The following is a 12,778-nucleotide window of genomic DNA, read 5'->3' as shown; positions in this document are numbered from 1 at the left end:
ATCAGCGCTTTAATAGCTCATCGAGTTTTGCACCGTTAGCAAACTGCGTTTTCATGGCATTATCCCAACCACCGATGATTTGCTCAACAGTCAGCAGGTCAACGGTAGGGAACTGCTTAGCAAACTCAGCTTTTACCTTTTCGTTGTGTACACGATAGCTGAATCCTGCCAGTAGACGTTGTGCTTCTTCGCTGTAGAGATAATTCAAATACTCAGTTGCGAGTTCCTGTGTACCGTTACGCTTAGCATTTTTCTCAACTACAGCGACGGGGAACTCTGCCAGAATCGAGGTTTTTGGTACAACTACTTGGTAATCGTCCGTACCATACTGCTGGCGGATATTGTTCACTTCCGATTCAAAGGTAATTAATACATCACCGATCCCACGTTCAACAAAGGAGGTGGTCGCACCGCGGCCGCCAGTATCAAATACTGCGACATTACCGAGGAATTTTTTCAGGAATTGATCCAGTTTAGCCTGATTATCCTTACCATAGTTTTTCTGAGCATAACCTAATGCGGCTAAATAAGTGTAGCGAGCATTACCAGAGGTTTTTGGGTTAGGAAAGACCAGTTTAACGTCATCTCTCGCTAAATCGCCCCAGTCGCTGATCTGCTTTGGGTTACCTTTGCGTACCAAAAATGCAATGGTGGAATAGTAAGGTGAACTGGCGTTAGGCAGTAATTGTTGCCAATTTTCTGGGATCAATTTACCGCGATCGTGCAGAACTTGTACGTCTGTCACTTGATTAAACGTCACCACATCTGCGGGTAATCCCTGCAGAATAGAGCGTGCCTGTGCAGATGATCCTGCATGGGATTGTTTAATTTCGACGGTTTTACCTGTTTTCTCTTCCCAATGTTTGGCAAAAACGGGGTTGTAGGCATTGAATAATTCCCGTGCGATATCATAAGAGGAATTAAGCAGGGTTTGATCTGCGGCAGTCACATTGAGTGAGGTTCCCAGAATGAGGGTTCCTAGCAGGGCCTTTATCAATTTTACGGACATTTTTAACTCCTTAATCTGGCAATTTTGTCAGCGTTATGACACCTAGAGTAATAGAATTAATTGTTTATAAAAAGCCAGTTGAATAGAACTTTTTTGAATAACTATGAGCGATTTATTTTATGTTATAAGCAGTATTCACCGTGTTTGTCAGTGGTAACCGACTTAGAATAGGCTATCGCTTAGTTGTTTTTATCAAGTAAAGGATAATCCTAGTGTCTGACTTTCCGACAATTGAAGCCTGCATCGGGCAAACTCCGCTGGTTCGCTTGCAGCGGCTTAACTGTGGTACTTCCACTGTACTATTAAAATTGGAAGGCAATAACCCCGCGGGTTCAGTAAAAGATCGTCCTGCACTCAATATGATTATTCAGGCCGAACTTCGCCAAGAAATAAGCCCTGGTGATACGCTTATTGAGGCAACGAGTGGCAATACTGGGATTGCGCTGGCGATGGCGGCGGCAATCAAAGGATACAAGATGATCCTGATTATGCCGAATAATTCGACTCAGGAGCGTAAGGATGCGATGCAAGCCTATGGCGCAGAGCTCATGCTAGTGGATAACATGGAGACTGCGCGGGATTTGGCGCTGCAGTTACAAAGCGAAGGCAAAGGTAAGGTGCTGGATCAATTTAATAACCAAGATAACGCTAATGCCCATTTCCTCACGACAGGCCCTGAGATCTGGCAACAGAGTCTAGGCAAAATTACCCACTTTGTGTCAAGTATGGGGACGACAGGTACCATAATGGGTGTGTCAAAATACCTTAAAAGTTGTAATCCCGACATCACTATCGTCGGCCTTCAACCCGCCGATGGCAGTGCTATTCCAGGGATTCGGCGTTGGCCGCAGGCATATTTGCCTGGGATTTTTGATGCTTCTTGGGTTGATTTAGTTATGGATATTGAAGAGCAAGATGCAAAAGCCATGGCGAGAACTTTAGCGCGAGAGGAAGGGATTTGTGCAGGAGTCAGTTCGGGCGGTGCCGTGTTTGCTGCGCTGGAGATTGCTAAACAATATCCGGGTTCTGTGGTCGTGGCGATTGTCTGTGATAGGGGCGATCGTTACCTTTCGTCAGGGCTTTTTTCCTGAGTCCTAGATTTTTACTTTAAGCATATTGAGCGATATGAATGTTTGATGGGTGAAAATGGGCGAGATACGCCCATTTTTACCCTTTAAAACGTGATCATTTTTTCGGTGGGAATTGCGCCAAAATTCGGTTGACGGCTTTGGCGGTATCTTGGGCTTTCTCGTTACCGCCTGTATCGAAATCATAGCTGTCGCTGCCACGCCAAATAAGAGCTTTGGTCTTAGGATCGACAATATCTATCTGAATGGTTTGAATTTTAGCGGTATCACTCCCCAGCGGCACGCCAACACTGGTGCCTATGCCAATCCCGCCCGAATTTCCGAATGTGCCTGTGCCTAATCCAATGGATAGCCCTGAATCTTTGGGCTTATCTTGGGTGAGTAAGGCGTAGGCGACGTTAAAGTCCGGCGACGCTGTATTTTCTACAAACCCTTTTTGAGTCAATTGGTTGTTAATTTCTACTTGAATACGCTGGGCGCTTAACGGGTCATCCGTCGGCTGTGGTGTTAACTGGGTAAAGCTGCGTAGTGCGGTGAAGTCGTAATTGAGATCATAATCGTTTTTCGGTTTACTGCTGCAAGCGCTTAATAAGGCAACAGCGACGAGCAGACTGGCAAAGTGACGGTATCCCATGATAGTGCTCCAAGTTGTACAAACTCTGTTCAATGTGCCTTGATTAAGGTTGTTTCTGCAAGTACTTTAGATAAGTGTGTTGTATTTGAATCGCTTTGAATGCAATCCAACGGTATCTTTTTTAGCGCGGGTCGTTTTGAGTATGGTTCATTTTTAGATAGGAATAGCGGCAGGTTATGGAACAGTTAGCCTTTTTTGATATCCCGAGTCCTTGTATCGGTGTGTGTGTTACCGATGCGCGTGGTTACTGTAATGGTTGCCTGCGAAGCCGTGACGAAAGATTCAATTGGTTAACGTTTTCAGATGCGCAAAAGTATGATGTCATTCGCCTGTGTACTCAACGTAAACGTCGTCGCCAGTTAGCGATGATGAAAGCAAGGCAAGCACAAATAGAGCAAGAAAGGGCAGCGTTAAACCCACAGTTGAATTTTGAGCCTGAGCCCGAAGCCGATCTGGATTTTGGTGGCTTCGAGCTAGACTAATAGGTTGAATACTTTGTTAAATAGTCTTATTTAACTGACTTATTTAATTGACTTGTAGAATTAGCGCGTTAGATGAATAACAGACCCGCAGTCGTTTAATCCCAATCCCTATTACAGCTTACGCTTCTTCGGCCAGATTAAACTAAATCGAGTATGTTGTGCATCACTGGTAACACTCACATTCCCTTGATGTCGTTGCATAATCCGTTTGATGATCGCAAGGCCTAAACCATGTCCTTTATTGCCATTCTGTACCGATTGGCTGCGATAAAAAGGCTCGAACACTTTGGGTAAATCTACCGCGGGGATAGGTTCGCCGTCGTTACTCACACTTAAATTGACCCTGTGCTGCGTTTGCTTAACCTCAATAATGATTTCAGTGCGGGCAAAGCGTTGTGCATTGGTCAGTAAATTCTGTAGCGCCCGTTCGATTAATGCGGGTTCTCCGAATAAGGGCAGTTTTTCGACTTCGGCTTTGAGCGTTATAGGCGTTGGACTTAAGGTTTCTAGGCGCTTAATACTTTGATTGATGAGATTAATTAAATCGTACTCATCCAACTGGATACCTTCTCGCTGTGACTCTAAGCTGGCGTAGGTCAGCAGTTCTTGAAGTAAGTCTTCCATTTCTTTGATGTCGAGCTGCATTTCATCGAGAAAGTCTTGTCGCTTCTGTTCGTCCGAATCTGGCTGACAATACATAGGCATAAGTGCAAGAGCAAATTTGAGCCTCGCCAGTGGCGTGCGGATCTCATGGGATACCGCATTAGAGAGGTGTTTCTGGTTCTCAATCAAGGCGCTGATATGTCGCGCCATTTCGTTAAACGTATTGGCTAAGGGCTTAACTTGGGAGCGATTTGACAGGGTAATCCGCGTGTCCCATTTGGCTTCGCCAAATTCTTTGGTGGCCTTACGCAGTATGCTCAAATCCCGTGAAAGCGGGCCGACCCAAATTAGCGCAACGAGGGCGAGCGATAAATAAAAGAACAGGGTGAACAGGCTGCGAAGGTTGGCTCTGGGATCTATGTCCAGCGGCCCCGCCATTAAGACTTGATCGTCTACTCGAATAAATTGCAGCAAGCTATCATCATTGGCCGTGGTGGTGAACACCTTGCTTGTGCTTAACGCTTGATTATCTGCCAGTGCGACTTGATCTGCATTGAGTAATTGCAGTGGCATCACAGGGTTCGCTGGGATCGCCTCCAGATACCGTTGGCGGGCATCGGGAGGTAATTCCGCTAATAATTGCGCCAATGCCACTAACGGCGCATCGAGGGCATTATTGTCATCAACATTCTTCTGCCACAGGCTGTCGAGTGTCCAGCCAATCCCAAGCACGCTGAGACTGAGTAGCAGATATAAACTGATAAAGAGACGTTTCACTGTATTTGTGCTTAGTTATTCCAAGCTTCAGGAGCAAAGAGATAACCTTGTCCCCAAACGGTTTTAATTCTGAAAGGTGTCTCAATATTATCGTTGAGTTTTTTACGTAATCTAGAGATCCGCACGTCAATTTTTCGATCTTTACCATCGAAATCAATATTGAGTAACAACTGATAAATATACTGACGGCTGAGCACTTGGCCCGCTTGCGAGGCCAGTAACCATAGCAATTCGAATTCATGGCTGGTGAGATCAATTTCAGTTTCATTAAGACGAATCGCATGGGTATGCGGGTCGATACTCAATTTACCGAAGGTTAGACAGTGTGATTCTGCCTGTGGAGGCTGATTCTGACGGCGAAGTAAGTTGTTGATCCGCGCAACTAACAGAGCAGGATCGACGGGCTTGACCACGTAGTCATCGGCACCGAGTTCTAGTCCTTTGATTTGATCTTCGCTTGAGCCAAGTGCGCTCATCAATAGGATTGGACCTGCGAAATAATCGGGCAGTTTCTCACACAGAGTGAGACCATCCATGCCCGGTAGCATAATGTCTAACAGTATGATATCTGGCTTGTAATTGATTAATCGTGTTAGCACTGTATCGCCACGGCGTTCAACTTCAACATGCATACCATGGGATTTTAGGTAATCTACAATCAAGTTTGCTAGGCGAACGTCGTCTTCAACCAATAATACTCTGTGGTTCGATTGTGGGCTTGTCATTAAAATAAACTCCAAGGGTTGCGGTAACGTCTGCGAACCTGAGGTTGTGATGCAGAAGTGATTTTAAGTTTGGCACCAGCCAAAGTTTGGTTACTGTCTTTACTCACCATGACAAATTGAATATCCGTCATAGTGTGGATTTTCATGCTTAACGTATGGGTTGAAACTGAATCACTGCACCATTTGGGATAGGCGGCGTTGTCGGACAAGATACAGATAAGCTCATCTTTAGCGAGTTCCCACTGTAGTTCTATATAGACGTCACAGGCCTCAGTTTCTGAACTTGTGATGCAAATTTCGGGTGTGAGTTTGAGTGCCGAGTCGCGAGTTTTGGCTTGTGCTGAACTTTGGCCCATCAAGCCGAGGCTTAGACCTATAAAGCAAAGCAAGCTTAACTGAGGCAGTGTCACTAACGTTAGAACCTATAGGCAGCGCCGATAAAGTAGGTGCTGCTATAGTCTTGGTCTAACAAGGGACTGGCGGCAATCTCATCGGCAATTAGAGTGTAACGAACTGCCAACAGTAGATCCCAATTGTCAGTTAATATGTAACGGGCCGTCATTTCCGCACCTTTATCCCAACCTGATTTTGCTTGATATTTTTCGCTCCAATAGGCGTTTTCACTGGGTCTAACGCTGTAATAATAATCCACTACGGCTTGGCTCTTCCAATCAAATACCAGCGCAAACTCAAAAATGAAACGATCGTAATCCCAGCCATAGGTCCATTTTATTTGTGCTTCTGAACCTTGATGCACATTAAACATATCATGAGTGTACGCCAATCTAATAATACCGAGCCGCGTATAGATGAATGCTTCGGCACCGCCAAGTAAGGTGAAGTTCCGAGTCTCTAAGGAATTAAACTCAGGCTCGGGCTCAGTCGACAAAGCCATACTATTTATGGCTTTGGCTTCAACTTGAGTGCCACGATTCAAAAAGATATTTGATGGGTCCCATTGATAGAAGTAGGCTCTATCTAAGCTATAACTTGTTACTAAGTTAATTGTAAAGCTTTCTTGCTCGGCTAAGGTATAACCTAAATTACCATTGTCGAAGAACCAGTGTTCGCCGTAATAGGCCACTGTTGGAATAAAGAACAATGGAATATCGTCAAAATCCCTGAGTGGATTGCTTTTTTGTCCCCAGCCTATGGCGATGCCTAGATCCCAGTTGTTCATCTCAATACATTGATTTTCTGGTGCACAGGCTTCTTTCGCCATTCCGATTGCAGGCAAAATACTTAAACTTGTAATGAGGACAAAAAGAATACGATACATGATTTAACGATTAAGGGCTGAGGTTAACAATACAGGAAAACAGATTAGCATTTTATGCTCAATTCAACAGTGGTTTCATTCACGGAGATGCAAAATGATACAGCTATCAATTAAATAATAAATTTATGGATTGCACAATATGTTGATAGTCATGCTAAAAGCTTATCTTGGCAGCTTTCGTACGGTTAATTGTGGATGTTAAATTTTGTGTTTTATAAGTTTCGAGTGTAACTGAAATGATGTTAATTATGATGTAAAAGCTGTGTTGCTTGGAAATAATAATGCCATTCGCAAGTGTGAATGGCACAGACTGAAGCCGAATAACCTACTTTGCGGTAATAACACAGAGATTAGAATGAAGATTAATTGACCTCAGTAACTGACTTGTAGCCCATTTCTGTCAATTGATCGTTTACACAATCAAGCACATATTGTTTTAGCTCAGCATTTTCGACTTGATCTTCAGAGGCCATCTGCTGGCACACTTCTTTCAGCTGAGCGAGATCGGCTGCTGGTGCAGGCGGTAAAGAGGAGTCGTCAGCAAAGGAAGTGAAACTTACTAATGCCAATAGAGTAAAAACAGCTGATAACTTATTCATTTTATTTCCTTTAGTTATGTATTGCCAACCACAGATTAAGAAGCATTCTCTTAATACCACTGTGCCAACATCAGCAATTTATCACTGCTATTCTGTTTTAGATATAAATAATTTTCACCTTTCTTGATTAAGGTTTTTTACCTTGTTTTCCCTTGATTCGCTTCAAGTAAATGGGCTGGCTGAGTGTACTTTATTTGCTCTAGTTTGATTCATTCTTAGCAGCCTTTTGGCTGCTTTAGATAGGTTCACAACCCTCCCTCTGAACTCATGTGTGCTAAGTTGGCTCTTCTGAACTTGTGCTTGAAATTAATCGATGAAACTCTGCAGATAAACTTATGTGCTTAACTTATGCGCTTAATTGTGTGTACTGTAGAACTTAGATTTCTTTCAAAAGTGCTGCTTACATCACTTTAAGGACTTATTTGCGATAAAGTGCATTATTATCACTGTTTATGGTCGATTTTTAATGAAGGTTTACTCGCCGCTGTTAACTGAATTATGCGGTAGTTATAAGAAGTTATATAAAATGAGATATGACGCATGTTGTAGGCCGTTTTTTTCTAGAATATTGAATTAAAAAGAATTAATTTTTATGTGTTTTATAGTTTAAATTTTATTTTACGGTTTATTATTTTAACTTTATGTTTTTATTATTTATTTTTATGTGTTCGTTTGTTTTTGATGATTACATTGCTAAGATTGTAGCTATCCTCTAGAATGCGCCGCTCTCGCAGGTGCGCGTGCATAAGATTAATGGCAAATGCTATTGATTTTTATTGAATTATTGATTTTTCTCTAGGGGAACTCTGTGTCTACAAAACTGGCTAATCCAGCGCCATTAGGTTTAATGGGCTTTGGTATGACAACAATTTTGTTAAACATTCATAATGCGGGATATTTCCCTATTGATTCTATGATCTTAGCCATGGGGATTTTTTACGGCGGCATTGGTCAAGTGATTGTGGGGATTATGTGTTTCATGCGCGGCGATACTTTCGGTACGACGGCATTTACCTCATACGGTTTGTTTTGGTTAACGCTAGTGGGCCTCATTTTAATGCCTAATGCTGGCATTGCGGCGAGTCCAACGTATTTTATGGGCTGGTATTTAACGCTTTGGGGCATATTCACGGCATTTATGTTTGTGGGTTCTTTGCGTTATCCAAGAGCCAAACAGTTTGTGTTTGCTTCTTTAACTATCTTATTTTTCCTGCTGGCGGCGCGTGATTTTACGGGTAGCGCCTTGATTGGCACTATTGCGGGCTTTGAAGGGATACTTTGCGGTGCGAGTGCGATTTATTTTGCGATGGCGCAGGTGCTTAATAATGAGTATGGCCGTACGATTTTACCGGTTGGTGAATTGAAAAAGTAACGATTCGGCAATGCAGAGTTGTAAAAAAGGCTGATGAAGATCAGCCTTTTTTATGGATGTTTTTAGCTGTATTACATTTTAGTTTTAATATAGGCCACAGCTGCTTCATCTAAGCTACGGAGAGAAACATAACTCGTGCCTGCTTTGTGGGTGATCAAGAAGCCTTTTTCAGTTTCTTTAATCCGGTAAATGTCGGTCCATAAAATTTGGCTGGTCACAGACATGGATTGAGTGTGAATCCCTTGCTCATCAATGGTGAGTGTGACCTCATTGCTGGCCGCTTTACTCATCATCTGACGCATCAACCACCATGCTTTGTAATACTTCACATTGAGCGCTTCGATAACACCTAACCCAACAAAAAAGTAAGCTAAATAAAGGCTAATATCGGTGAAAATAAGCGCGATACCTATCAGGGTTAATCCAATGGCTTTGTAGTAAGGTTTGAGCGTGGGATCTGGTACCACTGATTGCGTATAGCATTCATCGAAATGGGCTTTATCTAAAATATACGTTGTGGAATATGAATAGGGCGTTGGCATCATGTCATCTAATTGAGGTGGCACTTAATGCGGGCTAGTGTAGCGATTACAGTGATGAAAGTAACTAACCTTGCTATTGCAAGCATGAATGAGCACTTTGGTGTTTTCAAATTCGACGTTCAAACCCGCTCGTTAATACAGGTCAAGATATGAGTTGGACAGAAATACGGCAACGGCTATATTAGTCTTGCCGTAAGCATTGTTCGATTTTCGTGATTTGACACAAGGAGTGCAAACATCATGGCCTTAGTCCCCAAAGATTTTGTAAATTACAAATCAACGCCGGTTTTCAACCATGACAACGTCCCTAAAATGTTGCTTCATATGCACAATACTAAGGCTGGCGTGTATGGGCAGATCCAAGTGTTAACGGGCAGCTTAAAGTTTTATGGCTATACGGGTAGCAGGGGCGAATTAGATAAAGAAGTTATTATTCGCGCAGGTGAAACCGCCATTTCACATCCTGAATATTGGCATAAAGTGGAGCTAATGACCGAAGATACTCAGTTTAGACTCCACTTTTATGCCCATAAGGATTCGGCCATAGTGGCGCAGCAACAATCCGAGCGAAGCGAATAGTGTCTAGCACCTAGCACCTAACACTCAGTCCAATTCGCGCGGTTAGCAGCTGCTGGCAACTTCTCGCTAATAACCGATTTACGCTAATAGCAAATGGCACTAATAGCGATTTCGTTCCGTTGGAATATCAGTTAAATACTCCACAAATTCCACTTCAAAGCCATGGGCATCGAAGAAGTAAATATTGCGTCGATAGGGATCTTCCATGCCATCTTTGGCAATAGGGAAACCTGCTTGGGTCAGTCTTGCTATCACAGCATCTAAGTTGTCGGTCACAAAGGCAAAATGCGCCAGTCCAATTTGATGACCAGCCAAATCGCGGTTTTCACCTTCACCATTGTCACTAAAAGCAATGTATTGATAATCATCGCCAAAATGAATCCAATTACGGGGTTTGCCGTACCAAGTGCCTTTATCGCCACCGCGAACACGCCAATGGGGAAAAGCCGCTTGATAAAAGCGCAGTGCTGCGGGGATGTCGTCTACCACTAAATTGATATGCTCTAAATGAATCATAATGCGTTCCTTGTAATGATTTTAGTCTGTTGCTGGTGGTTAAAATCTCAAGCCGCTTACATACCGTAACAGTATTCCTGCTGCTTTGGGTACGCTTGATTGGCATGTTGTTCACGAATGGGGGCTAATGCTTGGGCGTATTGATGCAGCATATATAAGCTGTATTGCACTCTTTCCCTAAGCGCGATATCGCGGGCACTCTCAGGGATGGCATTGAGTACATGGCTGACATTGCGGATGATTAAGTGATCGGGTATGGGCACTAATTTATTGTTTTTAAGGGCATTCATCTTCACTTCAACGATAGGGTAAGTACCGCTAATACCATCCGATATTGAGACTAATAAGGCGGGTTTATGGGCGGTTTCTTCGCGAGTACACATCAACAAAAAGTTCTTCAGTAATGGTGATGCCATGCCGCCCCATTCTGGGGTGATCAGCACTAGCGCATCGGCTTCATCGACTCTGTGCTCTATTTCGGGCCAGTGTTCACCTTTGTTGTCTTCTTCTCCGTCCCAAAATGGCAGATTAAACAGGCATAGTTCTAAGTGATGTATCGTGTCGTAACCCATGCTGTGGGGAGATGAGAAACTGCTTTCGGCGATATAACGACCGACTTTAGCACTTTGTGAATCGGGTCTTTGGCTGGTGCTGATGATGAGTAATTTCATTAAGTAAACCTATTTGTTTATAAATTATTTATAAGGTAATTGCTTTACTTAATCTTGTAAAGGATAAAGTAAATAAAAAAGTTTATTTAATCTGTTAAAGCAGCGGAGATTGGGAGATAATGCTTCGGCTGAAATCGGGGAGGCTCAATGAAAACCACTGATAAGATTATTCAATTACTCAAGTTGCATGGCCCGCTTACCGCTAAAACCTTATCGGAGGAATTGGCGTTAACGACTATGGGGGTGCGTCAACATCTGCAAGCTTTGGAAGATATGGGTGATGTGGATATTGAGGATCGAGTTGAAGGCCGCGGTCGCCCAACACGTTACTGGGGATTGACTGAACAAAGCCGTACTCACTTTGCCGATCGCCATGAGGAATTGACGGTACAGCTGATTGACTCGGTAAAAATGATCTTTGGCGACCAAGGCTTGGATAAGCTTATCGGTCACAGGGAGCAAAGTGCGTTAGTCCAATATCGTGCGGCAATGGAAGGTGCTACTGATATTCCGACACGTTTGGCCATACTTGCGAAATTACGCTCGAACGAAGGTTATATGGCGACCATAGAACACATCGATGGTGTGTATTTTTTACTAGAAAATCATTGTCCTATCTGCGCCGCAGCGACTAAGTGTTTGAACTTTTGCCGCTCAGAGTTGCAACTTTTCCAGCAGTTATTCGCTGATATTGCCGTGGTGTGCCGCGAAGAACATATCATCGAAGGTGCTCGCCGCTGTGCATATAAGATTGAGGCAATTAAAGTTGCGACGATAACCTAGTAGTGTACTTAAGTTGCTCGTTTGAGGCGTTTTATCTGTGGGATAAAACGTTACTGAACGCTAACACTATATATTAAGCATTCGTTCTGGGCTTAAACCTCGGAGCTTAGGGCTTATCAGGTTCGTGATAGGCCAATAAGGTTTCGAAACGAGGATGCCCTTTAAGTTGTGAGAAATCAGCTTCATCCAACGCTAGCTCTTTGAAGGATGCGCTGTTATGGATAGCGCGTTCCAAATCAGAAATTGCTCTATCTTCAACACCTAAACACGCAAAGGCGCAGGCTCTTTGATAAAAAGCATGGGCGTTAGTTGGGTCAACTTCCAAAACACGATTACATAGGCTTTGTGCCCAATTAAATTCGCGCATTTCCATTGCGGCATCGGCCTTGTAGGTTAGCGCTTCTAAGTCTCCAGGTCGAATCGTGAGGATTTCATCGTAGACTTCAATTTTTTGTTCGGGAGTCTGGGCACTTTGGGCACGTAGCCACAGATTATGAATTTCATTAATCACTTCTATTTCACGATTATTATCCGTGATAGTACGACTCTTATGCTTGAGTTCTTGCTCGAGTAATTTGAACTTTTCTTCGTATTGTTCGGCAATACTCTGCAGCTGATTCGCGGCCAGTTTGGCGGTATGTGTCTTGATTTCCCGTAGGGATTGCCAGCCGATAAAGGCAACTAAAGAGGCGACGCCGGCGATCATATAAAAGAAGTAAGTGACAGTGACATTGGCGTAATTCATCGACTTGTCGGCAACGGCCAGTTCGCGATCTGTGATATCTATGGTGAGGCGCCGCTCAAGATCCTGTTGATCGTATCTGAGGGATTTGAGTTCATCGAAGACGTAGCGCTCTATCAGCGGTTTATCATGGATAATGGAATGGACCCATCCACTTTAAATCGGCCTCGCAATGGGCCACGATGTAGTCGCTAAAACTCATCAGAAAGAGGACGGGTCCACCTATGAAGATTACTACAATCGGTTTAGATATCGCAAAGTCTGTTTTTCATGCTGTTGGCGTCGATAAAGCGGGCAAGTTAATCAAAAAGAAAATGCTTAGACGCAAAGACTTGCTGCCCTTTGTCGCGAAAATTGAGCCTTGCCTTATCGTTATG

Annotated in this window: 16 protein-coding genes and 1 pseudogene; 6 read left to right on the top strand and 11 right to left on the bottom strand. The window is 43.5% G+C overall.

Going from position 1 to position 12,778, the window contains the following annotated elements; genetic code table 11:
• Window position 1 precedes the first annotated feature (1 nt).
• Entirely contained in the window at window positions 2–1,009 is a 1,008-nt protein-coding gene (gene cysP, locus L5L98_RS13300) for a thiosulfate ABC transporter substrate-binding protein CysP (protein WP_028759253.1), read from the bottom strand.
• Window positions 1,010–1,221: 212 nt separating this feature from the next.
• Between cysP and cysM the strand changes: the two genes are divergently transcribed.
• Window positions 1,222–2,100: a cysteine synthase CysM gene (cysM, locus tag L5L98_RS13295; protein WP_105249981.1), complete on the top strand. Its 879-nt coding sequence runs from the start codon at window positions 1,222–1,224 to the stop codon at window positions 2,098–2,100.
• 94 nt (window positions 2,101–2,194) lie between these two features.
• On the opposite strand, the gene L5L98_RS13290 is transcribed toward cysM, so the two are convergent.
• Window positions 2,195–2,731 (bottom strand): DUF4136 domain-containing protein, encoded by a 537-nt coding sequence (locus tag L5L98_RS13290; RefSeq protein ID WP_168825041.1) that lies wholly within the window; start codon window positions 2,729–2,731, stop codon window positions 2,195–2,197.
• A 176-nt stretch (window positions 2,732–2,907) separates the two neighbouring features.
• Between L5L98_RS13290 and L5L98_RS13285 the strand changes: the two genes are divergently transcribed.
• Window positions 2,908–3,213: a DUF1289 domain-containing protein gene (locus L5L98_RS13285; RefSeq protein ID WP_028759256.1), complete on the top strand. Its 306-nt coding sequence runs from the start codon at window positions 2,908–2,910 to the stop codon at window positions 3,211–3,213.
• Between the two features lie 111 nt (window positions 3,214–3,324).
• Here the strand turns inward: L5L98_RS13285 and L5L98_RS13280 are convergent, their stop codons facing one another.
• The 5 genes from L5L98_RS13280 to L5L98_RS13260 form a co-directional block, all read right to left on the bottom strand.
• Window positions 3,325–4,593: an ATP-binding protein gene (locus L5L98_RS13280; protein ID WP_168825043.1), complete on the bottom strand. Its 1,269-nt coding sequence runs from the start codon at window positions 4,591–4,593 to the stop codon at window positions 3,325–3,327.
• A gap of 11 nt (window positions 4,594–4,604) precedes the next feature.
• Window positions 4,605–5,318 (bottom strand): response regulator, encoded by a 714-nt coding sequence (locus L5L98_RS13275; RefSeq protein ID WP_006080570.1) that lies wholly within the window; start codon window positions 5,316–5,318, stop codon window positions 4,605–4,607.
• Entirely contained in the window at window positions 5,318–5,728 is a 411-nt protein-coding gene (locus L5L98_RS13270; protein WP_028759258.1) for a DUF3019 domain-containing protein, read from the bottom strand. Before L5L98_RS13270 ends, L5L98_RS13275 begins: the two co-directional genes overlap by 1 nt.
• 5 nt (window positions 5,729–5,733) lie before the next feature.
• Window positions 5,734–6,597 carry a MipA/OmpV family protein gene (locus L5L98_RS13265; protein ID WP_028759259.1) on the bottom strand — a complete coding sequence of 288 codons (864 nt, stop codon included), beginning with the start codon at window positions 6,595–6,597 and terminating at the stop codon, window positions 5,734–5,736.
• Window positions 6,598–6,959: 362 nt separating this feature from the next.
• On the bottom strand, window positions 6,960–7,196 hold the full coding sequence (locus L5L98_RS13260) for a hypothetical protein (protein WP_028759260.1): 237 nt from the start codon (window positions 7,194–7,196) through the stop codon (window positions 6,960–6,962).
• A gap of 808 nt (window positions 7,197–8,004) precedes the next feature.
• Here L5L98_RS13260 and L5L98_RS13255 point away from each other — a divergent pair.
• Window positions 8,005–8,568, top strand: a complete 564-nt coding sequence (locus L5L98_RS13255) for an acetate uptake transporter (protein ID WP_113939919.1) — start codon at window positions 8,005–8,007, stop codon at window positions 8,566–8,568.
• A gap of 71 nt (window positions 8,569–8,639) precedes the next feature.
• Here L5L98_RS13255 and L5L98_RS13250 read toward each other — a convergent pair whose 3' ends face one another.
• The gene (locus L5L98_RS13250; RefSeq protein WP_263141781.1) at window positions 8,640–9,110 is read right to left on the bottom strand and encodes a YcxB family protein; all 471 of its coding nucleotides are present in this window, start codon (window positions 9,108–9,110) and stop codon (window positions 8,640–8,642) included.
• Between the two features lie 240 nt (window positions 9,111–9,350).
• Between L5L98_RS13250 and L5L98_RS13245 the strand changes: the two genes are divergently transcribed.
• Window positions 9,351–9,689, top strand: a complete 339-nt coding sequence (locus L5L98_RS13245) for a DUF1971 domain-containing protein (RefSeq protein WP_219235161.1) — start codon at window positions 9,351–9,353, stop codon at window positions 9,687–9,689.
• A gap of 99 nt (window positions 9,690–9,788) precedes the next feature.
• Here the strand turns inward: L5L98_RS13245 and L5L98_RS13240 are convergent, their stop codons facing one another.
• Both L5L98_RS13240 and L5L98_RS13235 read right to left on the bottom strand, forming a co-directional pair.
• Window positions 9,789–10,205, bottom strand: a complete 417-nt coding sequence (locus L5L98_RS13240; RefSeq protein ID WP_028759264.1) for a VOC family protein — start codon at window positions 10,203–10,205, stop codon at window positions 9,789–9,791.
• A 56-nt stretch (window positions 10,206–10,261) separates the two neighbouring features.
• Complete coding sequence (locus L5L98_RS13235; protein ID WP_263141525.1) at window positions 10,262–10,876, bottom strand: NADPH-dependent FMN reductase; 615 nt, start codon at window positions 10,874–10,876, stop codon at window positions 10,262–10,264.
• A 147-nt stretch (window positions 10,877–11,023) separates the two neighbouring features.
• Here L5L98_RS13235 and L5L98_RS13230 point away from each other — a divergent pair, with 147 nt between their 5' ends.
• The gene (locus tag L5L98_RS13230; RefSeq protein ID WP_263141523.1) at window positions 11,024–11,659 is read left to right on the top strand and encodes a helix-turn-helix transcriptional regulator; all 636 of its coding nucleotides are present in this window, start codon (window positions 11,024–11,026) and stop codon (window positions 11,657–11,659) included.
• A 106-nt stretch (window positions 11,660–11,765) separates the two neighbouring features.
• Here the strand turns inward: L5L98_RS13230 and L5L98_RS13225 are convergent, their stop codons facing one another.
• Window positions 11,766–12,404, bottom strand: coding sequence for a TPR end-of-group domain-containing protein (locus L5L98_RS13225; protein WP_263141521.1), 639 nt, complete (start codon window positions 12,402–12,404; stop codon window positions 11,766–11,768).
• A 221-nt stretch (window positions 12,405–12,625) separates the two neighbouring features.
• On the opposite strand from L5L98_RS13225, the pseudogene L5L98_RS13220 reads away from it, so the two are divergent.
• Window positions 12,626–12,778 (top strand): annotated as a pseudogene (locus tag L5L98_RS13220) (IS110 family transposase); the annotation flags it as partial.

The organism is Shewanella sp. SM23 (assembly GCF_025654295.1).
GTDB classification, from domain to species: domain Bacteria; phylum Pseudomonadota; class Gammaproteobacteria; order Enterobacterales; family Shewanellaceae; genus Shewanella; species Shewanella oncorhynchi.
Note: the sequence above shows the minus strand (reverse complement) of the source record. Positions and strands in the feature narration are given on the sequence as shown.

Coding starts and splice junctions, on each gene's coding strand:
- L5L98_RS13265 (WP_028759259.1), bottom strand. CDS start 6,597: ATGTATCGTATTCTTTTTGTCCTCATTACAAGTTTAAGTATTTTGCCT.
- L5L98_RS13260 (WP_028759260.1), bottom strand. CDS start 7,196: ATGAATAAGTTATCAGCTGTTTTTACTCTATTGGCATTAGTAAGTTTC.
- L5L98_RS13240 (WP_028759264.1), bottom strand. CDS start 10,205: ATGATTCATTTAGAGCATATCAATTTAGTGGTAGACGACATCCCCGCA.
- L5L98_RS13230 (WP_263141523.1), top strand. CDS start 11,024: ATGAAAACCACTGATAAGATTATTCAATTACTCAAGTTGCATGGCCCG.
- L5L98_RS13235 (WP_263141525.1), bottom strand. CDS start 10,876: ATGAAATTACTCATCATCAGCACCAGCCAAAGACCCGATTCACAAAGT.
- cysP (WP_028759253.1), bottom strand. CDS start 1,009: ATGTCCGTAAAATTGATAAAGGCCCTGCTAGGAACCCTCATTCTGGGA.
- L5L98_RS13290 (WP_168825041.1), bottom strand. CDS start 2,731: ATGGGATACCGTCACTTTGCCAGTCTGCTCGTCGCTGTTGCCTTATTA.
- L5L98_RS13245 (WP_219235161.1), top strand. CDS start 9,351: ATGGCCTTAGTCCCCAAAGATTTTGTAAATTACAAATCAACGCCGGTT.
- L5L98_RS13285 (WP_028759256.1), top strand. CDS start 2,908: ATGGAACAGTTAGCCTTTTTTGATATCCCGAGTCCTTGTATCGGTGTG.
- L5L98_RS13225 (WP_263141521.1), bottom strand. CDS start 12,404: ATGAATTACGCCAATGTCACTGTCACTTACTTCTTTTATATGATCGCC.
- L5L98_RS13275 (WP_006080570.1), bottom strand. CDS start 5,318: ATGACAAGCCCACAATCGAACCACAGAGTATTATTGGTTGAAGACGAC.
- L5L98_RS13250 (WP_263141781.1), bottom strand. CDS start 9,110: ATGCCAACGCCCTATTCATATTCCACAACGTATATTTTAGATAAAGCC.